Raw genomic sequence first — 20,676 nt, 5'->3', positions numbered from 1 at the left:
TAGCAGCCATGCGGCGGAGTCTCTAGAACGGCAGTTGAACCGAGGGGTTGTTTACCCCTTTTTGACCTTGATGCGGCTGAGCAGGTAGTCCCGGTGCGCTCCGGCGGTCAGTGGTGCATCCCCACCCAAGAAGCCACCATCCTCGGCCGGCGGCGGCTCTGGCAGCAGCCCCTGGCGCACCAGCAGCATTGCCGCCATCTCGACGGGTGGAAGGTGGTCGACACTGGCGCGGCTGGCCCTGTCGCGCCTCCAGGCTAGGTCAATCCGCCCCAGCTTCGGCGCTCGGCCGCTGCCGTAGGCATCGCTGCACCGCTCGTGGATCGCCTCGACACCATCAGCGCTCAGGTCGCGGCTGCTCCAGATCCCGGTGGCTGCAGCGGCTACAGCCTTGCAGGCATCGCGCCGCGGCCAGCCAAGCGCCCACATGGTGGTGACGGCCGCTGCGATTGCCTCGTCCTGCTGCCTGATGCCGCGGCGGGCGGTGTTGGGTGGTCTGCCGCCCTTCGACTTGGCGGCAGCCTTGGCCACGTCTCCCGACGTTGCCGCAGTGCTGGCCGGGCTGGTGGGCCCGGTCTTGGGTTTGGCCATGCCGAAGGCGCTCAGTCGTATGGCCGGGCTGCTGCTTCAAGCACCCACGCTTCTGCCTGGGCCCGGTCAAAGAACCCGCGCTGAAGGATGCCCTGGCTCACAGCGATCCGCTGGGCGAACTCCTTGAACATGCCCGCGTGTCTCGGTTGGACCAGCAGCGCACGAGGGAGCGTCCGATGCTCGGCCGACAGACAGTTCAACGCCGCGTCAAGGTCGCTTCCCTTGAAGTGGATGCTGGCCTGGGTGAAGTCCAACACCACGGCGCGGGCGAAGGTGCGGACAGATGCCTGAGCCCAAGCATGCCCCATCAGCAGGAACGATGCGTTCACCGGTCCAGCGTATCGCGCGGTCACAAGTTCGCCGTCTGGAATCAAGGTCAGCGAGACATCGGCCATGTCCAGCACTCGGAACGGCCAAGCGCATGGCTCCTGCTTCACCAGCGACTGGCCACCATCGGCCAGGATGGCGCTGCGGAACCGGTCGAACCCGCCCAACTGCTTCGGCTTCCGGGCGCGCCGTTGGTTGAGGTCAGCCATTGCGCGGGCCCTCCAGCGCGGCAACCTTCAGCCGCATGACTTCCATCAGTGCCTGCAGCTCGTAGGCAGTGGGCGCCAGGAACGTGGCCAGCTTCTCGGCGGTCGTGTCGGTCCCAGGATGCGCGCAGGTCCACTCGTCGAGCTGCGCGTACAGCAGCGCGGCGCGCGACTGCGTCGCAGCCATCAAGGCGGTGAGCGACGCGGCCGGATTCACCATCACTGCGCAGTCGGTCTCGACACCGACACTGCCGCCGGTGCGGTGCTGGCTTTCGTGCGGGGGCACCAGGGGGATGAGGTCAGCCATGGGCCTTCTCCGTCCTGGCGCTGGCGCTGGCGCTGGCACCGACCATGCCGCCACGCTCAAGCGCAGCCATCACCATGCCGCCCAGCTCGAAGGCCCGATTCGCGGTTTGCGTGTGGTAGGAGCTGACCACTTCAATCAGCGCACGGGCCGCGTCGTGGTCGGTGCTGCCGCCCAGCTTCTCGTCCATCGCCTCCAACGTGTGGTTGACTGTCTCCATGCGATCCACCAGCTCGCCCAGCTTGCGGGCGATGGTGTGCACCAGGTGATAGGTCTCCATCTTCCGCCCAGCTGCGACGCACTCAAAGCCGCAGCTGTCGAAGCGATCCAGGGCGTCAGCGATGGGGCAGGGGCGGCCCCAGCGGTCAAGTAGTGCCGGCTCGGTGCCGGCGACAATCGGGGTAGCAGTCATTTCGATCTCCTGTTGATCGTGGTGGTTGTCAGGTCGGGCCGGAAGCTCTCACCCTTCCGGCTCGGCCGCCTTGCCGCAGGACCGCTGCGGCGCCGGTTCAAGATCAGCGGCGCCGGGCGCCGGTCATGCCATTGGCGAAAGCTGCCGCAGCCCCCAGCCAGGTGGTGAGCCCCACCAGCAGCGCCGGCCCGGTGTCCATGAAGCGCACAGCAGCGCCGGCACCGATGAAGAACACCAGGGCGGTGACAGCAAGCCCGATGCCGAAGGCGCGTGCGTTCATTGCTTCTTCTCCGGTTCCGGTGCCTTGTCGATCTTGGTCCGCACCCACTGCGGGCCACCCAGCCGGGCCAGCTTGTCCTTCTGCGGCGGCGTCATGCGGATGGTCACGGGCACGGTTTCTGCCCCCTCCTGCAGTGACGGGCGCCCCGGGCGCTTCGCTGCTGGCTTCGTCGTGGTCTTTGTCGTCGGCATGCGGGTTAATGTATGCGCAAACTCTGACGACTAAAAGCGCTTTTTGTATGCGCTAACTCAGTGACTCATGCTGCGCGCAGCGGCACCACGTTGGACGCGGGCAGCTCGGCCAGGTACTCGGCCCACGCCACCAGCAGGGCGGCGCGCTCCTGGGTGAACTGACTCCGGTTGTAGGCGGCGCGCACCCGGTCGGCCTCGTTGTGGGCGAGACAAGCCTCGATCACGTCGGGCCGGGCCGCGCCTGTCTCGTTGGCCCAGGTGCTGAAGGTGGCGCGGCACAGGCCATGCACGGTGGTGCGCTCACGCATGCCCATGCGGTCCAGCACCGTGAGCATGGCCATGTTGGACAGCGGGCGGGCCTCTCCGTCCGCACTCAGCATCGGCGACGGGAACACCCAGGCGGCGTGCTGGCCCAGCTGCCCCTGCAGGATCTCGACGGCGCGGGGCGTCAGGTGCACGGTGTGGTCACCGTTCTGCTCACCACCCTTCATCCTTTCAGCGGGCACAACCCAGGTCGCTCGGTCGAGGTCGAACTCCCCCCAGGTCGCGCCCAGCACTTCGCCAGTGCGGGCGGCGGTCAACACGGCCAGCTCCAGGCAGCGGGCGGCGGTGCCCTCGGCCTCGCGCAGTTGCAGCATGAAGGCCGGCGCCTCTCGGTAGGGCAGCGCCCGGAACTCGCCCCGCTTGCGCTTGTCCTGGGCCTCGGCCATCTTCCGGCGGATCGCCGCCGCGGGATTGCTGGTGCACCGGCGGTGGAAGATCGCATCCTCGAACACCGCATCCAGGCGCTGGCGGATTCGCTGCAGCGTCTCGGGCAGCTTGTCGCCGCTGGTCAGGTTGCGCGCCCGCTCGTGGGGCTTGATCGCCAGCAGGGCGGCCAGCAGGGCCGGCGGCTCGATGCTGTCGACCGGGGCATGCCACAGGCTCGCAGGCATGTGGTTCTCCAGGGAGGCGATCCACTGCGCCGAGTGCTTGCTGGTGCGGGTCGGCTCGATCACCCGCTCGTGATAGTCCCGGGCTGCCCTGGCCAGCGTCATCTGCTGGCGGGCCTTCTGCACCTTCTGCGCCTGCTCGGCCTGGCGGGCCGTCTCTCGCCGGCCGTCGCGCTCGTCGATGGGATCGCCGCCACGCTGCAGCAGGTCGCGGGCCTCATGCGCCAGCCGGCGGGCGGTGGTCAGGCTGTCACCGGTGGCCGCCGCGTTGTTCCGCCGGGCCACGCCGAGCCCCATCTCTCGCCGCCGGCCAGTCGGGGCGGTGTACCGCAGCACCCAGGATGCCGATTCACCCCGAACCCGCAGCAGCAGGCCCCCGCCGTCCGTGTGATCGCCCTCGCCTGCCGTCTGCGCCTCGCGCACCGTCAGCAGGTTGAGTTTCGCCGCCGTCTTTCGAGCCATCTTGTCCCCCAGTCCGCCAGTCTGTCCGCCAGCCAGTCCGCCAGAAGGTCGCGGACTGCTGGTGCACGTTGTTGCAGCCGTGCTGCACGGTGGACAGTGTCGGAGGGGGGAAAACAGCCGTCAAATCAACGACTTAAACAAAAACCCCCTGCACGTTATTTGCACTGTCGTGCACGTTGCAGGGGGATTGTCCTGGCGGAGCAGGAGGGATTCGAACCCTCGAAACGGTATAACCGTTTACCGGATTTCGAGTCCGGCGCATTCGACCACTCTGCCACCGCTCCGGTGTCTGTGCACCCGTGGTCTCTGGGTGAAGCTCTCGATTCTAGCCACAAAATCGGCCGGTCAGGGCTGGATCAGCGCAGCACCGCCCAGGTAGGGGCGCAAGGCCACCGGCACGCGGATGCTGCCGTCGGCCTGCTGGTGGTTCTCCAGCACCGCCACCAGGGCCCGGCCCACCGCCAGACCCGAGCCGTTGAGGGTGTGCACGAACTCGGTCTTGCCCTGGGCGGTGCGCATGCGCGCCTGCATGCGCCGGGCCTGGAAGGCGCCCATGTGGCTGCACGAGCTGATCTCGCGGTAGGTGCCCTGCGCCGGCAGCCACACCTCCAGATCGTAGGTGCGCGCCGCGCCGAAGCCCATGTCGCCGGTGCACAGCAGCATCACCCGGTAGGGCAGCTCCAGCTGCTGCAGGATGGCCTCGGCATGGCCCACCATCTCGTGCAGCGCGGCCTCGCCCTGGTCAGGCGCGACGATCTGCACCATCTCCACCTTGTCGAACTGGTGCTGGCGGATCATGCCGCGGGTGTCGCGGCCTGCGCTGCCGGCCTCGCTGCGGAAGCACGGCGTGTGGCCGGTCAGCTTGATCGGCAGTTCGTCGGGCTGCAGGATGGTGTCGGCCACGGTGTTGGTCAGCGTCACCTCCGAGGTGGGGATCAGGTACCACTTGCTGCCGGCCTCGTCGCCATCGCCCGAGGTGACGTGGAACAGGTCCTGCGAGAACTTCGGCAACTGCCCGGTGCCCACCAGCGCCTTGGCCTGCACCAGGTAGGGCGTGTAGCACTCGGTGTAGCCATGCGACTGGGTGTGCGTGTCGACCATGAACTGGGCCAGCGCCCGGTGCAGCCGCGCCACCGGCCCGCGCAGGAAGGTGAAGCGCGCGCCGCTCAACTTGACGCCGGTCTCGAAATCCAGCCCCAGCGGCGCGCCCAGGTCGACATGGTCCTTGACCGGGAAGTCGTACGCAGCGGGCGTGCCCCAGCGTCGCACCTCCTGGTTGCCGGTCTCGTCCACGCCGCGCGGCACGCCCGCGTCGGGCAGGTTGGGGATGCCCATCAGCAGGCCCTGCAGCTCGGCCTGCAGCGCCTCCAGGCGCTCGGCGCCCTGCTTCATCGCGTCGGCGATGCTGGCCACCTCGGCCATCAGTGCAGGCACGGCGCTGGCGTCACCGCCCTTGCCCTTCGCCTGGCCGATCTGCTTGCTCAGGCTGTTGCGGCGGGCCTGCAGCTCCTCGGTGGCGGTCTGCAGGGTCTTGCGTTCGGCTTCCAGCGCGGTGAAGCGGTCCACATCGAGGAAGGGCTGCGGGGTTTTGCGCGCCTCCAGGGCGGCCAGCACCGCGGGCAGGTCACGGCGCAGTTGGTTGATGTCGAGCATGGGTCGGTCCTGATCGGGTCTTGCGGTGTGCTGGCTGTGTGAAAACGGCACCGCGTGGGTGCCGTTCAACGTGTGGGGGATGCGGAATCCACGTGAGCGGCGGCCTCAGGATCGGGAGGCGGAGAACTCGCGCATCGACTTGTCGCCCAGGCCCTTGGGCAGCGGGAAGTGCACGGTTTCCTCCACGCCGGCCATGCGGCGCACGCTGAGCGCACCCAACGCCTTGAGCCGGGCGATCACCTGCTGCACCAGGATGTCGGGCGCCGAGGCGCCGGCCGTCAGGCCCACCCGCGGCCGGCCTTCGAACCAGTGCGGCTGCAGATCGTCGGCCATGTCGACCATGTAGGCCGGCGTGTCCAGCCGCTCGGCCAGCTCCCGCAGACGGTTGCTGTTGCTGCTGGTGGGGCTGCCCACCACGATGACGATGTCGACCTGCGGCGCCATGATCTTGATGGCGTCCTGGCGGTTCTGGGTGGCGTAGCAGATGTCCTGCTTCTTGGGCTCGCGCACATGCGGGAACACGCGCTTGACCTCGGCCAGGATGGCGGCGGCGTCGTCCACGCTCAGCGTGGTCTGCGTCACCACGGCCAGCTGGCGGCCGCGCGGCTGCACCTTCTGCACGTCGGCCACGTCCTCGACCAGGTAGATGCCGTCGCTCAGCTGCCCCATGGTGCCTTCGACCTCGGGGTGGCCCTTGTGCCCGATCATGATGAACTCGAAGCCTTCCTTGGCCAGCTTGGCCACCTCCACATGCACCTTGGTGACCAGCGGGCAGGTGGCGTCGAAGACCTGGAAGCCGCGGCGGTCGGCCTCGGCGCGCACCTCGCGGCTGACGCCGTGGGCGCTGAAGACCAGGGTGGCGCCGGGCGGCACGTCGGCCAGGTCCTCGATGAAGATCGCGCCCTTGGTCTTCAGATCGTTGACCACGTAGGTGTTGTGCACGATCTCATGGCGCACGTAGATCGGCGCGCCGAAGCGGGTGATGGCCCGCTCGACGATCTCGATGGCGCGGTCGACGCCGGCGCAGAAGCCGCGCGGCTCGGCCAGCAGCACATCGCTGACCAGGTGTTGCTCGGTGGCGGGCTTGGTGTCCATCTCAGAGCACTCCGATGACCTGCACTTCGAAGGTGACCGGCTGGCCGGCCAGCGGGTGGTTGAAGTCGAACAGCAGCCAGCCCTCGCCCGCCTCGCGCACCACGCCGGCGTACTGGCCGCTGCCGTCGGGCGTGGGGAACTGCACCACGTCGCCGACCTGGTACTCGGCATCCGGGTCGCCCAGCTCGGCCAGCAGGCTGCGCTTGACCCGCTGCAGCATCTGCGGATTGCGCTCGCCGAAGGCTTCGCCGGCAGCCAGGCTGAAGCTGGTGCGCGTGCCCTCGGCCAGGCCGAGCAACCGCCGCTCCATGGCCGGCGCCAGCTGGCCGGTGCCCAGCGACAGCGTGGCGGGCTTGTCGGCGAAGGTGTTGATCACATCCGCGCCGTCGGGGCCGGCCAGCCGGTAGTGCAGGGTCAGGAACGACCCCTCCTGAATGGTGTTCACGCCAATGGGGGTGCCGATGGAGGCTGAATGGGGGGCTGAAGGGGGATGCCGGGGCGCGACGGCGCCGCATAGACTCAGCTGGCATTCTACGGGGCGGCGACTGTGCCGGCCTGCCTTCCGGACCCGCCACCTGCCCATGTCGATCAAGGACCTGCCCGCCGCCGCCCGCCCGCGTGAAAAGCTGCTGCAGCATGGCGCCGCCAGCCTGGCCGACGCCGAGCTGCTGGCCCTGCTGCTGCGCACCGGCGTGCGCGGCCAGGGCGTGTTGCAACTGGCCGACGACGTGCTGGCCCGCACCGGCGGCTATGCCGGCCTGCTGCATGGCGGCGCCGATGCCCTGAAGGGCATCAAGGGCCTGGGCCCGGCCAAGCGCGCCGAGCTGGCCGCTGTGGTGGAGATGGCCCGCCGCGCCCTGGCCCAGCGCCTGGCGCACACCCCGGTGTTCGAATCGCCGCAGCAGGTCAACGACTACCTGCAGCTGCACCTGGGCCACCTGCCGCACGAGGTGTTCGCGGTGCTGTTCCTCGACAGCCAGCACCGGCTGATCAGCCTGGACACGCTGTTCACCGGCACCGTCAGCCAGACCAGCGTCTACCCGCGCGAGGTGGTCAAGCGCGCGCTGGCGCGCAACGCGGCAGCGGTGATCCTGGCGCACAACCATCCCTCGGGCGTGGCCGAGCCCTCGCGCGCCGACGAGCACCTCACCCAGGCGCTGAAGAACGCCCTGGCCCTGGTGGACGTGCGGGTGCTCGACCACCTGGTGGTCGGCTGCGGCCTGGTGGTCAGCTTCGCCGAGCGGGGCCTGCTGTGAACCGCGCCAAGCTCAGGAGCCTGGCCGACCTCGCCCAGGTGCGCGACGAACTGCAGCAGCGCGCCCGCGAGGCGGCCGAGCGCCAGGCCCGGGCGCTGGCGGCCCAGCGCCTGCAGCAGCGCCGTCAGCAGGACGCCCACAGCCTGTTCGCCCGCACCGTGGGCCCGGTGCATCCGATGCCCGACCGCGGCCTGGCCGAGCTGGACCTGCCCCGCCCGCCGCCGCACCCGCGCATGCGGGAGGCCGACGAGGCCGCGGCGCTGGCCGAATCGCTGTCCGACGAGGTCAACATCGAATCGCTGCTGCTCACCGACGACGGGCTCAGCTTCCGCCGCCCCGGCATCGGGCCCGACGTGGTGACCAAGCTGCGCCGCGGCCACTGGGCGCTGCAGGGCAACATCGACCTGCACGGCTACACCCGCGACGAGGCCCGCAGCATGCTGACCGACAGCATCCGCGAATGCCACCGCCGCGGCATGCGCTGCGTGCGGGTGGTGCATGGCAAGGGCCTGGGCTCGCCGGGGCGCCAGCCTGTGCTCAAAGCCAAGGTGCAGCGCTGGCTGGCGCAAAGCGCCGAGGTCATCGCGTTCGCCCAGGCCAGCGGTCCGCAGGGCGGCGCCGGCGCGCTGGTGGTGCTGCTGGCCGGCCTGTCGCGCTGAGCCCCGCCACATGGTGCCGCGGTTTCAGGCAGCGTTAAGCCCGGGCGGGTCCACTCCGGGCTGCATCCCCGCTGCCCCCGCCATGAACCTGCTGCTGCTCGAAGACGACCATGACCTGGGCCGCGCCGTGGCCGACCACTGCAGCAACGCCGGCCATGTGGTGCACTGGTGCCGGCAGGTGGCCGAGGCCTGGGACGCGCCGCCACCCGATCTGGCGCTGATCGACCTGCACCTGCCCGACGGCGATGGCCTGGACCTGCTGCGCCTGTGGCGTGGCGCCGGCCAGCTGTGGCCGGTGATCGTGCTGACCGCGCGCGACCAGGTCAGCGACCGCATCCGCGGCCTGAACGCCGGTGCCGACGACTACCTCGTCAAGCCCTTCGACCTGGATGAACTGCTGGCGCGGGTGTTGGCCGTGGCCCGCCGCACCGCGCCAGCGGCGGCCGCCGGGTCGGTGGGCGGCCTGCGCCTGGACACCGATGCCCACCAGGCCTGGCTGGACGGCGCGCCGGTGGACCTGACCCAGATGGAATGGGCGGTGCTGGCCTGCCTGGCGCAGCGGCCCGGCCGCATCTTCAGCCGCGGCGAGATCGAGGGCCGGCTGCAGGCCCTGGGCCTGGCCGAGGCGTCGAGCAACTCGCTGGAGGTGATCGTCAGCCGGCTGCGCAAGAAGCTGGGCGGCGGGCTGATCAGCACCCACCGCGGCCTGGGCTACCGGCTTGAGCGCTGAGCCCGACCTCGCCAGCGGCGGCGCACCGGCCACCCGGGCGCTGGGGCGGCTGCGTCGGCGGGCGCCGGCAGCGGCCCTGCCCGCGCCGGCCTGGAGCCTGCATGCCCAGCTGCGCCGGCGGTTGCTGAGCCTGCTGGTGGTGCTGTGGCTGCTGGCCGCCGGGGCCACCGGCGCCGGCCTGTGGGCCCGCACCGACGAGGTGCTCGACAGTGCCCTGAAGGAGACCGCCGAGCGGCTGCTGATGCTGCCCGAGGCCGCGCTGGCCACGCCCGACACCGCCGCGCGCCAGGGCATGCTGCGACCGCATGACGAGTTCATCGTCTACCAGGTGCAGGACGCGCAGGCCGGGCTGGTGCTGCGCTCGTCCAGCGCCCCGCCCACGGCGCTGGACCCTGGCGCGCCGGACGGCGTGCGGCCCGCCGGCGACTGGCTGGTGCTGACGCTGACCGCCCAAGACGGCCGCCGCCGCGCCCAGGTGGCCGAGACGCTGGCGCACCGCCATGCCGGCATGCGCGCCGGCGTGGGCTGGCTGCTGGGCACGCTGCTGGCGCTGCTGCCGGTGGCCTGGCTGGCGATGGACTGGCTGCTGCGCCGCGGTTTCGACAGCCTGGAGCCGGCGCGCCGCGAGCTGGCGCAGCGTCCGCTGCATGACCTGCGGCCGCTGTCGGTGCAGCAGGTGCCGGTGGAACTGCAGCCCTGGCTGGCCACCGTCAACAGCCTGCTGGCGCGGGTGGCTGGCCTGATCGACAGCGAGCGCGCCTTCGCCGCGAACACCGCGCACGAGCTGCGCACGCCGCTGGCCGCCGCACGGGCCCAGGCCCAGCGCCTGGTGCAGGCCAGCACCGACGACGGCACCCGCACCCAGGCCCAGTCCCTGCTGCGCCAGCTCGACCGGCTGACCGGCCTGGCCACGCGGCTGCTGCAGCTGGCGCGGGTGGAATCGGGCGTGGCGCTGCAGCGCGAGCCTGTCGACCTGGTGCAGCTGGCGGTGCTGGTGGTCGACGAGTTCGCCGAAGCCACCCGCAGCGGCCAGCTGCAGCTGCAGGTGCGCGGCCCGTCGGTGCCGGTCAGCGGCGACATCGACGCGCTGGGCATCGCACTGCGCAACCTGATTGACAACGCGCTAAAGCACGGTGGCAGCGCCAGCCAGGTGGTGGTGACCGTCGCCGGCCAGCAGCTGGCGGTGCAGGACGACGGCCCCGGCGTGGCGCCAGCCCTGCTGCCGACGCTGGTGCGCCCGTTCGACCGCGGGCCCGGGCATGCATTGCAGGGCAGCGGCCTCGGGCTGGCGATGGTGGACACCATCGCCCGGCAGTCGGGCGCGCAGCTGCAGCTGCAGTCACCGGTGGCCGACGGCCGCGGCTTTGCGGCGGTGCTGGACTTCGGCAGCGACACCCAGCCCGGCTGACGCCGCCGCCCCCGCAGACGCGGGGACGGCGGGCCGTGTTCAGGTCGTGTTCAGCGCGGTCCGGATCATGTGCAGATGGGCCCGCTGGTGGCCATTTCAGGAGCTTGCCTTGGTCCGACCATTTCACCGTCTCTCCCGCACTGCACTGGCCGCCGCCGCGCTGGCAGCCCTGGTTCCGATGCCGTCACACGCCGTGGTCAGCGTGGTCGGCAGCCTCGCCAACTTCGACGTCGTCAACAACACTGGCCGGCCGGCATACGGCTTCGAGATCGAGTTCGAGGACAGCAGCTTCCACAAGGCGGATGTGGGCAGCGTGTTCGGCCTGAACCGCAACTTCGGCGTCTGGGGCACCACCGGCGTGGTGCGCTTCGGCACGGTGGATGTGTCGGACTACACCGACGCCGCGGGTCAGCATGCGGGCGTGCGCATCACCTACGGCGGCGTGTTCGCCAGCGGCATCACCACGCCGGACAACGCCGGCGGCTTCAGCACCGCGGGCGAGAGCTGCTGGCCGGGCGCCAAGGGCGCTGGCTGGATCACCTCGCCCTGCGACCACTACGGCGTGCAGTCGGCCAGGACGCCGGCGACCACGCGCTATGCCTGGCTGGTGCTGAACCCGGCCAACCCGGCGCCGGCGAGCTTCGCCGACTACACCAGGGTGCTGGCCGGCATCCCGGCGGTGAACCTGGTCTACAGCCCGCCGCCGGTGGGCCAGCCGGCGGCGCCGGCCCAGGTGCAGGTGCAGATCCAGGCCATCGCCCCGGTGCGCCCGGCCGAACCGGCCGCGCTGGAGTTGCCCGAGGTGCACGACCAGTGGGGCGAGGCCTTCTGGGTGCGCACCTTCAAGACCAAGGTCGATCGGCGCATCGACCTGGGCAATCTGCTGCAGGACGACCACGAGATGGAAGCGGCCGAGGTGGAAAGCGAATGGAGCATCCTGCAGCGGCGGCCGCTGGACAAGATCGGCGATGGCAAGGACCCGGGCGCCAACGAGGTCAAGGAGAAGGTCGACGACATCGGCGAAGCCGATGCCGGCAAGGCGGTGATGCGCCGCTACGAGTTCTACCGCTACCTCGGCCCGACCAACCCCGAGGACGGCGAAGTGATCTGCGACACCGCCTGTGAGAACGACCCGCTGGGCCTGAATCTGGTGGGCGGGTTCGTCGGCGCGCAGATGGCGGGCTACAACATCGAGGCGGCGGCGCCGGTGCCGGAGCCGCAGACCTGGGCGCTGATGCTGGGCGGGCTGGCCGCCGTCGGTGCCATGGCCCGGCGCGGGCGGCGCTGAGCCGCCCCACCCACGGGCTCAGCCCCCCTTGTTGCGCATCCAGTCGGCGGTGCCGAAGAAGCTCTCGGCCAGGCGCTGGGCCAGCGCCGGGTCGACGGCCTGTTCGGCCATCGCCTGGCCCATGCAGACCAGCCACTGGTCGCGCTCGGCGATGCCGATGGCATACGGCAGGTGGCGGGCGCGCAGCCGCGGATGGCCGAAGCGGTCGATGTAATGGTTGGGCCCGCCCAGCCAGCCGCACAGGAACCAGTGCAGCTTGTCGCGCGAGCCATCCAGCGTGGGCGGGTGCAGCGCGCGGATGCCGGCGAATGCCGGCTCCAGGTCCATCAGGTCGTAGAAGCGGTCGACCAGGGCGCGCACGCCAGGCTCGCCACCCAGGCGCTGGAACGGCGGCACGGGCTCGGGGGTGTCCACATCGTCATCTTGCATGGGCCGGCAGTGTGCCAGCGCCGGCGGCGGCCCGGGCTCATGGCGGCAGCAGGCGGGCGGCGGCGGCGCCCAGGGCCACGGCGGCGGGGCTGCCGGGCAGCGCTTCCATCAGCAGCTGCCGGCGCTGCACCGATTCACGCACCGCCGCGTCCATCGGCACCTCGCCGAGCGGCAGCAGCCGCACCGGCGCCGCCAGCGCGGGCGAGACGAAACGGTCGACCACCTGCTGCAGCTGGGCGGCCACGGTGCGTGCCTCGCCGGTGCGCTGCACCTGGTTGACCAGCAGGCGCATCGGCCGCGCCGGCTGGGTGGTGGCCAGCACCTTCACCGTGGCATAGGCATCGGTCAGCGAGGTGGGCTCGGGCGTGGCCACGATCAGCACTTCATCGGCCAGCGAGACGGTGAACAGCACCACGTCGGAGATGCCGGCGCCGGTGTCCAGCAGCACCTGGTCGAAGCGCGGACGCACCTGGGCGATGACGTCGAGCAGCTTGTCGCGCACCTCGGGCGTCATGCGGCTGTACTCCACCAGGCCCGAGCCGGCCAGCAGCACCGAAAAGCCGCCGGGTGCCGGCTGCAGCGCCTCGTCCAGCGTGGCCTTGCCGGTGAACACGTCATGCAGGGTGATGCGGGCCGACAGGTTCAGCACCACATCGAGGTTGGCCAGGCCCAGGTCGGCATCGAGCACCAGCACCCGCTGGCCGGCACGGGCCAGCGCCGCCGCCAGGTTGGCGGCCACCAGGGTCTTGCCCACGCCGCCCTTGCCGCTGGTGATCGCCGTGATGACGGCGCCGCGCGGGGTGCTGGCCACTCGATCTGCTTGGCTCATTCCGAATCCTGGATGGCGTGGCTGCCCAGCAGCATCTCACGCTCTTGCACGCTGACGTCGGGCGCGGCGGTGTGTTCCAGGCACACCCGGTCACGCCCCTCGGCCTTGGCCCGGTAGAGCTGCAGGTCGGCACGCTGCAGCCAGATGCCCGGGGTGGAGCGCACCCATTGCGGCGCAAAGGCACCGCCCACGCTGCAGGTGACGGCCAGCTGCTGGCCGTCGGGCAGGGCCACGCTGCTGCGCGCCACCCGCTGCCGCACCCGGGCGGCCACCTGCGGGCCGAAGGCGGCCGGGCAGTTCGGCAGCAGCACGGCATATTCTTCACCACCGATGCGGGCCACCAGGTCCATGGGCCGCACGCTGTCGGTCAGGGCCTGTCCCACGGCGCGGATGACCAGGTCGCCGGCACCGTGGCCGTGGGTGTCGTTGACCCGCTTGAAGTGGTCGATGTCGACCATCAGCAGCAAGGCCGATTCGCCCGAGCGGGCGACGCGGTCGACCTCGCGGGCCAGCGCCAGTTCGAAGTTGCGGCGGTTGGCCAGGCCGGTCAGCGCGTCGCGGCTGGACAGGTCGACCAGCTGGTCGATCAGCGCCTGCAGGTAGGCCGGCGAGCCGGCGTCGCCCGCGGGCTCGGCCTGGCCGGCCTGGCGCAGCAGGGCCAGCGCCACGTCCAGCCGCAAGGCGCTGGTGTTGGCAGGGGCGGCGGCGGCGTCCACGGCGGGCAGGGCTGGCGTTTGGCAGGGTCGATGGGATTGCACGCCCAGTCTAAGGCTGCGGCTGCGCGGCCGCGGTTGGAGATGGCGGGTGCCGCCGCCGCATTTCGGCACTTGCACCACGCCTGCAGCGGCCAGACTGGACGCATGAGCGATCTGCTGCCTCCCCCCACTGCGACCACCCCGGCGCCACGCGCCACGGCCAAAGCCGCGGACGCGCGCGCCACCGCCGGCCCGCCGCTGGCGGCCGACCAGGAATTCAGCTTCTCCGCGGCCGACTTCGACCGCGTGCGCGAGCTGATCTACCAGCGCGCCGGCATCAGCCTGCATGCGGGCAAGCAGGCCATGGTCTACAGCCGGCTGTCGCGCCGCCTGCGCGAGACCAGCCACCGCAGCTTTGCCAGCTACCTGCAATGGCTGCAGGCCAACACCGGTGCGTCGGGTGACGCGGAATGGCAGGAATTCATCAACTGCCTGACGACCAACCTGACCGCCTTCTTCCGCGAGGACCACCACTTCCACGCGCTGGTCGACGACCTGAAGGCCATCACCGGCAAGAACCCGGGCAAGCCGCTGCGCATCTGGTGCAGTGCCGCCAGCACCGGCGAGGAGCCCTACTCCATCGCCATCACCGTGGTCGAGGCGTTGGGCAGCGCAGCGCCTGTGCGCATCGTCGCCAGCGACATCGACACCAAGGTGCTGGCCACCGCCCAGCGCGGCGTCTACGACGCCGACGCCCGCGGCCTGTCGCCCGACCGGCTGCAGCGGCACTTCCTGCGCGGCAAGGGCGCCAATGCCGGTTTCATGCGGGTCAAGCCCGAACTGGCCAAGCTGATCGAGTTCCGCCCGTTCAACCTGATGAGCCGCGGCTGGACCGGCGCCGGCGGCCTGGGCGAGCCCTTCGACATCATCTTCTGCCGCAACGTGATGATCTATTTCGACAACCCCACGCAGCGCCAGGTGCTGCAGCAGATGCATGCGGTGCTCAAGCCCGCCGGCCTGCTGTACGTGGGGCATTCGGAGAACTTCACCGAGTCGCGCGACCTGTTCCAACTGCGCGGCAAGACCATCTACCAGCGCGTCTGAACGTGCCGCCGCGGCGGCGCGGCTGAAGTTTGTCCGGCTGCGGCCGATATTCATCCGAGCAAGGACAACCCAGCCCATGATGTCGACCCCAATCACGGCGCGCGCGCCGGCAGCCCGTGCCCTCCCGACTGCAGGCGCCTTGCCTGCCGCGGGCGGGCAAGCCCGGCTGGAGCGCCTGAAGTCTGCGCCGCGCAAGCCGGGAGAAGCCTCGTTCTTCTTCTGGGACGCGCACTTCCGCAACGACGCGGTGAAGGTGCTGCCCGGCGAATACTTCGTGCATGACGAGGACCTGCTGATCACCACCACGCTGGGCTCGTGCATCGCCGCCTGCATCTGGGACCGCGAGCGCCGCATCGGCGGCATGAACCACTTCATGCTGCCCGACGGCGCCGGCGATTCCGGCCGCTACGGCAGCTACGCGATGGAACTGCTGATCAACGAGCTGCTGAAAAGAGGCGCCTCGCGGCTGACGCTGGAGGCCAAGATCTTCGGCGGCGGTGCGGTCATCGGCGGCATGAGCAGCATCAACGTGGGCGAGCGCAACACGCAGTTCGTCATCAACTACCTGCAGACCGAGCGCATCCCGATCGTCAGCCGTGACGTCATGGAGATCTACCCGCGCAAGGTGTGCTTCCTGCCTGCGTCGGGCAAGGCCATGGTCAAGCGCCTGGCGGCCACCCACAACGACGCCTTCGTGGCCCAGGACCGCATCGCCGCCCAGCGGGCCGCTCCGGTCTCCAGTGCCGGCGGCTCCGTGGACCTGTTCTAGAGCGCGACAACATGCCCAACAAGAAGACGACCGTGGTGGTGGTGGACGATTCGGCCCTGGTGCGCGGCCTGCTGGCGGAGATCATCAACCGCCAGCCGGACATGGAGTGCATCGGCGCGGCCAGCGACCCGCTGGTGGCACGCGAGATGATCCGCAACCTCAACCCCGACGTGATCACGCTGGACGTGGAAATGCCGCGCATGGACGGCATCGACTTCCTCAGCAAGCTGATGCGCCTGCGGCCGATGCCGGTGGTGATGGTCAGCACGCTGACCGAGCGCGGCGCCGAGGTGACCCTGCGCGCGCTGGAACTGGGCGCCATCGACTTCGTGGCCAAGCCCAAGATCGGCGTGGCCGATGGCCTGCGCCTGCTGGCCGAGGACATCACCGACAAGGTGCGCACCGCCGCCCGCGCCCATGTGCGCCGCCTGCCGCCGGCGGCAGCGCCCGGCGGCACGGGCAGCACGGCCACCGCTGCCGGTCCCGGCGCCGGCAGCGTGCGCCCGGCCGCGCCGGTGGCCAACCTGGGCCGGCTGTCGACCGAGAAGATCATCTTCATCGGCGCCAGCACCGGCGGCACCGAGGCCACCAAGGAAGTGCTGATGAACCTGCCGCCCGACGCGCCGGCGGTGGTCATCACCCAGCACATGCCGCCGGGCTTCACCAAGAGCTACGCCACCCGGCTGGACAGCCTGTGCCGCATCCGGGTGAAAGAGGCGGTGGACGGCGACCGCATCCTGCCCGGCCATGCCTACATCGCCCCGGGCGGCATGCACCTGAGCGTGGAACGCTCGGGCGCCAACTACGTGGCCCGGGTGCGCGACGGCGACCCGGTCAACCGCCACAAGCCCAGCGTGGAAGTGCTGTTCGACTCCGCCGCCAAGGTGGTGGGCCCCAATGCCCTGGGCGTGATGCTCACCGGCATGGGTGCCGACGGCGCCCGCGCGATGAAGACCATGCGCGACGCCGGCAGCTGGAACCTCTGCCAGGACGAGGCCAGCTGCGTGGTCTTCGGCATGCCGCGCGAGGCCATCGCCGCCGGTGCGGCGCACGAGGTGCTGCCGCTGCAGCGCATCGCGCCGGCGCTGATCGAGCGGCTCAAGAGCACCGTGGGCACGGCCATCCACCGCGTCTGAACACGGCGCGGTCGCGCTACAGGAACATCCGGCAGGCGTCCAGCCGCTGGGCCTGCAGCCGTTGATCGTCGGCAGCCCGCCGGGCGCGGGCCGCCACCTCCAGCCATGCGGGCGCACCGATGTCGCGCAGCAGGGCCGGGCTCAGGTCCTCGCTGAGCGCGGCATCCAGCCGCTGCTGCCGCGCGTCGGCGCGCTGCAGCTGGCGCCGGCGCCAGCCATCGGCCGCCGCCAGCAGCCCGGCTGCCAGGAAGCGCAGCCCACGCTCGGGCAGCGTGATCGGCGGGCAGCGGGTGATCGAGACGGTGGTCATGGACATCTCCAGTGGATCAGTCTGGTCAGCATAGGCAACCGGATCGACCTTGGGAATCGATGATTTCTGGCAGGAACGGTCAGCTAGACTGACCAGCATGGCACGCCTTCCGCTGAACACCCTGCCCGCGTTCGTTGAAGTGGCGCGCCGGGGCAACCTGCGCGCCGCCGCCGACGTGCTGCACCTGACGCACAGCGCCGTCAGCCAGCAGATCCAGCACCTGGAGGCGCAGACCGGCCTGCAGCTGTTCGACCGGCCGGGCCGGCGCATCGTGCTCAATGCCGCCGGTGAGGCCCTGCTGCGCGGCGTGGCGCCCGCGCTCGCCCAGCTGGACAGCGCCCTGCGCGACGCCGCCGCCACCAGCGCCAACGCCGCCACCGTGCTGCGCCTGACCACCCTGCCCTCGTTCGCGCAGCGCTGGCTGCTGCCGCGCATGGGCCGCTGGCGGGCCCGGCATCCCGGCGTCGTGCTGGACCTGCACACCTCGCAGAACATCGAGGACCTGGCCCACGGCAGCCACCATGCCGCGCTGCGCCAGGGCAGTGGCCCCTGGCGCGGCCTGGTGGCCTGGGCGCTGCTGGACTCGCCGCGCATCGTGGTCGGTTCGCCGGCGGTGGCGCAGCGCCTGGCCGGGCGCGGTGCCCAGGCGCTGGCCGACGAGCCTCTGCTGGGCAACACCGGCCAGTGGCGCGACTGGTTTGCGCTGCAGGGACTGGCACCGCGCATCACGCCGGTGGCCGCCTTCAACGATGCCGGGCTGATGCTGCAGGCCACCGAGCAGGGGCTGGGCATTTCACTGTCACGCCAGCTGCTGGCGGCCGATGCGCTGGCCGATGGGCGGCTGGTGCAACTGTCTCCGGTGACGGTGGCCGAGGAAGGCCCCGACCGCTTCTGGCTGGCCACCACGCCGGCGCGGGCCGACTGGCCACCGCTGCTGGCGCTGCGCGACTGGCTGCAGGACGAGCTGGCGCAGTCGGCCGCGGCGCTGGCGGCGATCCCGGCGCTCAGTCCGGCAGGAACAGCTGCTGCAGGTCCGACAGGAAGTCGAAGCCGCGCGCGCTCGGCCACACCCGCTCGAAATCCCGCGCGATGAGGCCTTGCGCCTCGGCAGCGGCCAGCGGCCGGGCAACCGCGCTGAGCGGCAGGCCGGTGCGGGCCTGGAAGTCGGCCAGCGCGAAACCATCCTTCAACCGCAGCGCGTTGAGCATGAACTCGAACGGCAGCTGCCCGCGCGGCACTTCGTCGTCGTTGCTCATCGCCCGGCCGCCGTCGCCCGACAGGGCCTCGTCCATGTAGCGCCGCGGCTCGCGCCAGCGCACCTGGCGCACCACCCGGTGCGGGTAGCTCAGCTTGCCGTGGGCGCCGGCACCGATGCCGAGGTAGTCGCCGAAGGTCCAGTAGTTCAGGTTGTGCAGGCAGCGGTGGCCCGGCCGCGCGAAGGCGGAGACCTCGTAGCGCTGCAGCCCGGCGGCGGCGGTGCGGGCGGTGATCGCATCCAGCATGTCGCTGGCCAGGTCGTCGTCGGGCAGGCCCGGCGGCGGCGCGGTGGCGAACACGGTGTTGGGCTCCACCGTCAGGTGGTAGATCGACAGGTGCGGCGGGTTGAAGGCCAGCGCCGCGTCCAGGTCGGCCTGGAGCATCGCCAGAGTCTGGCCGGGCAGCGCGTACATCAGGTCGAGGTTGAAGGTGTCGAAGCAGGCGGCTGCCTCGGCCAACGCCGCCCGGGCCTGGGTGCCGTCGTGCACCCGGCCCAGCTTGGCCAGCATCGCATCGTCGAAGCTCTGCACACCCACGCTCAGCCGGGTGATGCCGGCGGTGCGGAAGGCGCGGAAGCGCGCCCGTTCGAAGCTGCCCGGGTTGGCCTCCAGCGTGATCTCGCAGCCCGGAATCAGCGGCAGGCGGGCGCGGATGGCGGTCAGCAGCCGGTCGATGCCGTCGGGCGAGAACAGGCTGGGCGTGCCGCCACCGATGAACACGCTGACGACCGGCCGGCCCCAGACCTGCGGCAGCGCGGCCTCCAGGTCTGCCACCAGCGCATCGAGGTAGCGCTGCTCGGGCAGGCCGCCGTCGGCATCGGCCGGCCGGGCGTGGCTGTTGAAGTCGCAGTACGGGCACTTGGCGATGCACCACGGCAGGTGCACGTAGAGCGACAGCGGCGGCGCATCGCCCAGCTGCAGCGTGCCGGGGCGCAGGTAGCGGCTGACGAGGTCCTGGCTCACGGCAGTGCCTTCAAAGATGCCAGGCCGTGCCGAGCATCTCGCGCAGCACGGCGGCCGAACGCGCGCGGTGGCTGTGCTGGTTCTTCAGCGCGGCCGGCAGCTCGGCCACGGTGGCGTCCAGCGCGGGAATCCACATCAGCGGGTCATAGCCGAAGCCGTGGCTGCCGCGCGGGGCGGTGAGGATCTCGCCGGGCCAGCGGCCCACGGCCACCAGCGGCTCGGGGTCGTCGGCATGGCGCACCGCCACCAGGGTGCTGATGAAGTGCGCGCGGCGGTCGGCGTGCGGCGCCAGCGCGGCCAGCAGCGCGGCGTTGTTGGCGGCATCCTGCCGGCGGCGGCGGGCTTCGCGGTCTTCGCCATCCACCACCGCCACCTCGCCTGCGTAGTGCGCCGAGACGACGCCTGGCGCACCAGCCAGTGCGCCCACGCACAGGCCGGAGTCATCGGCCAGCGCCGCACCACCGCAGGCCCGCGCGGCATGCCGGGCCTTGGCCAGCGCGTTCTCGATGAAGGTGTGGTGCGGCTCCTCGGCCTCGGCGATGCCGAGGCTGCCCTGCGTCACCAGCTGCAGCGGCAGGCCAGCCAGCAGGGCCCGCAGCTCGCTCAGCTTCTTGGCGTTGTTCGACGCCAGCACCAGGCGCAGCATGGCCCGGCCGCCCTATTTCGCCAGCGCGGCGCGCTGCGCCAGCACCAGTTCGCGGATGCCCTTGTCGGCCAGCGCCAGCAGGGCATCCATCTCGGCCCGGCTGAACGATGCACCCTCTGCCGTGCCCTGCAGCTCGACGAAGCCGCCGCTGCCGGTCATCACCACGTTCATGTCGGTGTCGCAGCTCGAATCCTCGGTGTACTCCAGGTCCAGCAGCGGCGTGCCGTTGACGATGCCCACGCTGACCGCGGCCACCGCATCCTTGATCGGGCTGGCCTGCAGCTTGCCCTGGGCCATCAGCCAGGCCACCGCATCGGCCGCCGCCACGTAGGCACCGGTGATGGCCGCGGTGCGGGTGCCGCCATCGGCCTGCAGCACGTCGCAGTCGATCAGGATGCTGCGCTCGCCCAACGCCGCCAGGTCGAACACGCAGCGCAGGCTGCGGCCGATCAGGCGCTGGATCTCCTGCGTGCGGCCGCTCTGCTTGCCGCGGGCGGCCTCGCGGTCGCCACGGGTGTGGGTGGCGCGCGGCAGCATGCCGTACTCGGCCGTCACCCAGCCCTCGCCGCTGCCGCGCTTGTGCGGCGGCACCTTCTCTTCCACCGAGGCGGTGCACAGCACCTGGGTGTGGCCGAAGCTGACCAGCACCGACCCCTCGGCATGGCGGGTGAAGCCGCGCTGGATGCTGACCGGGCGCAAAGCGTCGTGCGCGCGGCCATCGCCGCGCTGGAAATGGCTCATCGGGAAC

General features: G+C 71.1%; 25 protein-coding genes and 1 tRNA gene. 9 read left to right on the top strand and 17 right to left on the bottom strand.

Going from position 1 to position 20,676, the window contains the following annotated elements; genetic code table 11:
• Window positions 1–51: 51 nt before the first annotated feature.
• The 10 genes from FFT10_RS20135 to FFT10_RS20095 form a co-directional block, all read right to left on the bottom strand.
• The gene (locus tag FFT10_RS20135) at window positions 52–588 is read right to left on the bottom strand and encodes a hypothetical protein (protein ID WP_137734656.1); all 537 of its coding nucleotides are present in this window, start codon (window positions 586–588) and stop codon (window positions 52–54) included.
• Window positions 589–599: 11 nt separating this feature from the next.
• The gene (locus FFT10_RS20130; RefSeq protein ID WP_137734655.1) at window positions 600–1,124 is read right to left on the bottom strand and encodes a hypothetical protein; all 525 of its coding nucleotides are present in this window, start codon (window positions 1,122–1,124) and stop codon (window positions 600–602) included.
• Window positions 1,117–1,428 (bottom strand): hypothetical protein, encoded by a 312-nt coding sequence (locus tag FFT10_RS20125; protein ID WP_137734654.1) that lies wholly within the window; start codon window positions 1,426–1,428, stop codon window positions 1,117–1,119. The genes FFT10_RS20130 and FFT10_RS20125 overlap by 8 nt, the downstream gene beginning before the upstream one ends.
• Window positions 1,421–1,837 carry a hypothetical protein gene (locus FFT10_RS20120; protein ID WP_162520856.1) on the bottom strand — a complete coding sequence of 139 codons (417 nt, stop codon included), beginning with the start codon at window positions 1,835–1,837 and terminating at the stop codon, window positions 1,421–1,423. The genes FFT10_RS20125 and FFT10_RS20120 overlap by 8 nt, the downstream gene beginning before the upstream one ends.
• A 103-nt stretch (window positions 1,838–1,940) precedes the next feature.
• The gene (locus FFT10_RS27690) at window positions 1,941–2,117 is read right to left on the bottom strand and encodes a hypothetical protein (protein WP_154694095.1); all 177 of its coding nucleotides are present in this window, start codon (window positions 2,115–2,117) and stop codon (window positions 1,941–1,943) included.
• 256 nt (window positions 2,118–2,373) lie between these two features.
• Window positions 2,374–3,702: a tyrosine-type recombinase/integrase gene (locus FFT10_RS20115; protein WP_137734652.1), complete on the bottom strand. Its 1,329-nt coding sequence runs from the start codon at window positions 3,700–3,702 to the stop codon at window positions 2,374–2,376.
• A gap of 193 nt (window positions 3,703–3,895) precedes the next feature.
• Window positions 3,896–3,986, bottom strand: a tRNA-Ser gene (locus FFT10_RS20110).
• Window positions 3,987–4,047: 61 nt separating this feature from the next.
• Window positions 4,048–5,355: a serine--tRNA ligase gene (gene serS / locus FFT10_RS20105; protein ID WP_137734651.1), complete on the bottom strand. Its 1,308-nt coding sequence runs from the start codon at window positions 5,353–5,355 to the stop codon at window positions 4,048–4,050.
• A 105-nt stretch (window positions 5,356–5,460) separates the two neighbouring features.
• Window positions 5,461–6,450: a 4-hydroxy-3-methylbut-2-enyl diphosphate reductase gene (gene ispH / locus FFT10_RS20100; RefSeq protein WP_137734650.1), complete on the bottom strand. Its 990-nt coding sequence runs from the start codon at window positions 6,448–6,450 to the stop codon at window positions 5,461–5,463.
• A 1-nt stretch (window position 6,451) separates the two neighbouring features.
• A complete protein-coding gene (locus FFT10_RS20095) occupies window positions 6,452–6,895 on the bottom strand; it encodes an FKBP-type peptidyl-prolyl cis-trans isomerase (RefSeq protein WP_228027203.1) in 444 nt (147 codons plus the stop codon).
• A gap of 136 nt (window positions 6,896–7,031) precedes the next feature.
• On the opposite strand from FFT10_RS20095, the gene radC reads away from it, so the two are divergent.
• The 5 genes from radC to FFT10_RS28310 all read left to right on the top strand — a co-directional run bounded on the left by radC (window position 7,032) and on the right by FFT10_RS28310 (window position 11,791).
• On the top strand, window positions 7,032–7,706 hold the full coding sequence (radC, locus tag FFT10_RS20090; RefSeq protein ID WP_174246135.1) for a RadC family protein: 675 nt from the start codon (window positions 7,032–7,034) through the stop codon (window positions 7,704–7,706).
• Window positions 7,703–8,365 carry a Smr/MutS family protein gene (locus tag FFT10_RS20085; RefSeq protein ID WP_137734648.1) on the top strand — a complete coding sequence of 221 codons (663 nt, stop codon included), beginning with the start codon at window positions 7,703–7,705 and terminating at the stop codon, window positions 8,363–8,365. The genes radC and FFT10_RS20085 overlap by 4 nt, the downstream gene beginning before the upstream one ends.
• Before the next feature lie 82 nt (window positions 8,366–8,447).
• Complete coding sequence (locus FFT10_RS20080) at window positions 8,448–9,095, top strand: response regulator transcription factor (RefSeq protein ID WP_137734647.1); 648 nt, start codon at window positions 8,448–8,450, stop codon at window positions 9,093–9,095.
• On the top strand, window positions 9,085–10,503 hold the full coding sequence (locus tag FFT10_RS28615; RefSeq protein WP_137734646.1) for a sensor histidine kinase: 1,419 nt from the start codon (window positions 9,085–9,087) through the stop codon (window positions 10,501–10,503). Before FFT10_RS20080 ends, FFT10_RS28615 begins: the two co-directional genes overlap by 11 nt.
• Window positions 10,504–10,681: 178 nt before the next feature.
• Window positions 10,682–11,791 (top strand): PEPxxWA-CTERM sorting domain-containing protein, encoded by a 1,110-nt coding sequence (locus FFT10_RS28310; RefSeq protein WP_228027202.1) that lies wholly within the window; start codon window positions 10,682–10,684, stop codon window positions 11,789–11,791.
• Window positions 11,792–11,809: 18 nt separating this feature from the next.
• On the opposite strand, the gene FFT10_RS20065 is transcribed toward FFT10_RS28310, so the two are convergent.
• Genes FFT10_RS20065 through FFT10_RS20055 form a run of 3 tightly spaced genes read right to left on the bottom strand, consistent with a single transcriptional unit; the run spans window position 11,810 to window position 13,765 of the window.
• The gene (locus FFT10_RS20065; protein WP_137734645.1) at window positions 11,810–12,220 is read right to left on the bottom strand and encodes a group II truncated hemoglobin; all 411 of its coding nucleotides are present in this window, start codon (window positions 12,218–12,220) and stop codon (window positions 11,810–11,812) included.
• A gap of 37 nt (window positions 12,221–12,257) precedes the next feature.
• Window positions 12,258–13,049, bottom strand: coding sequence for a MinD/ParA family protein (locus FFT10_RS20060; RefSeq protein WP_137734644.1), 792 nt, complete (start codon window positions 13,047–13,049; stop codon window positions 12,258–12,260).
• Window positions 13,046–13,765, bottom strand: a complete 720-nt coding sequence (locus tag FFT10_RS20055; RefSeq protein ID WP_228027201.1) for a GGDEF domain-containing protein — start codon at window positions 13,763–13,765, stop codon at window positions 13,046–13,048. Before FFT10_RS20055 ends, FFT10_RS20060 begins: the two co-directional genes overlap by 4 nt.
• 144 nt (window positions 13,766–13,909) lie before the next feature.
• Between FFT10_RS20055 and FFT10_RS20050 the strand changes: the two genes are divergently transcribed.
• The 3 genes from FFT10_RS20050 to FFT10_RS20040 all read left to right on the top strand — a co-directional run bounded on the left by FFT10_RS20050 (window position 13,910) and on the right by FFT10_RS20040 (window position 16,753).
• A complete protein-coding gene (locus tag FFT10_RS20050) occupies window positions 13,910–14,848 on the top strand; it encodes a CheR family methyltransferase (protein WP_137734643.1) in 939 nt (312 codons plus the stop codon).
• Window positions 14,849–14,924: 76 nt separating this feature from the next.
• The gene (gene cheD, locus FFT10_RS20045) at window positions 14,925–15,617 is read left to right on the top strand and encodes a chemoreceptor glutamine deamidase CheD (protein WP_373282551.1); all 693 of its coding nucleotides are present in this window, start codon (window positions 14,925–14,927) and stop codon (window positions 15,615–15,617) included.
• Between the two features lie 11 nt (window positions 15,618–15,628).
• On the top strand, window positions 15,629–16,753 hold the full coding sequence (locus FFT10_RS20040) for a protein-glutamate methylesterase/protein-glutamine glutaminase (RefSeq protein ID WP_137734642.1): 1,125 nt from the start codon (window positions 15,629–15,631) through the stop codon (window positions 16,751–16,753).
• Between the two features lie 16 nt (window positions 16,754–16,769).
• Here the strand turns inward: FFT10_RS20040 and FFT10_RS20035 are convergent, their stop codons facing one another.
• Window positions 16,770–17,063: a hypothetical protein gene (locus FFT10_RS20035; RefSeq protein ID WP_137734641.1), complete on the bottom strand. Its 294-nt coding sequence runs from the start codon at window positions 17,061–17,063 to the stop codon at window positions 16,770–16,772.
• Between the two features lie 97 nt (window positions 17,064–17,160).
• Between FFT10_RS20035 and FFT10_RS20030 the strand changes: the two genes are divergently transcribed.
• Window positions 17,161–18,156, top strand: coding sequence for a LysR substrate-binding domain-containing protein (locus FFT10_RS20030; protein ID WP_137734640.1), 996 nt, complete (start codon window positions 17,161–17,163; stop codon window positions 18,154–18,156).
• Here the strand turns inward: FFT10_RS20030 and hemW are convergent.
• The 3 genes from hemW to rph are packed head-to-tail and all read right to left on the bottom strand — an operon-like array spanning window position 18,068 to window position 20,669.
• Window positions 18,068–19,282, bottom strand: a complete 1,215-nt coding sequence (hemW, locus tag FFT10_RS20025) for a radical SAM family heme chaperone HemW (protein WP_137734639.1) — start codon at window positions 19,280–19,282, stop codon at window positions 18,068–18,070. The genes FFT10_RS20030 and hemW overlap by 89 nt on opposite strands.
• A gap of 10 nt (window positions 19,283–19,292) precedes the next feature.
• Complete coding sequence (locus FFT10_RS20020; protein ID WP_174246134.1) at window positions 19,293–19,928, bottom strand: non-canonical purine NTP pyrophosphatase; 636 nt, start codon at window positions 19,926–19,928, stop codon at window positions 19,293–19,295.
• A gap of 12 nt (window positions 19,929–19,940) precedes the next feature.
• Complete coding sequence (gene rph / locus FFT10_RS20015) at window positions 19,941–20,669, bottom strand: ribonuclease PH (RefSeq protein ID WP_137734638.1); 729 nt, start codon at window positions 20,667–20,669, stop codon at window positions 19,941–19,943.
• Window positions 20,670–20,676 lie beyond the last annotated feature (7 nt).

This window comes from Pseudaquabacterium pictum, from assembly GCF_005403045.1.
GTDB lineage: Bacteria > Pseudomonadota > Gammaproteobacteria > Burkholderiales > Burkholderiaceae_C > Pseudaquabacterium > Pseudaquabacterium pictum.
Note: the sequence above shows the minus strand (reverse complement) of the source record. Positions and strands in the feature narration are given on the sequence as shown.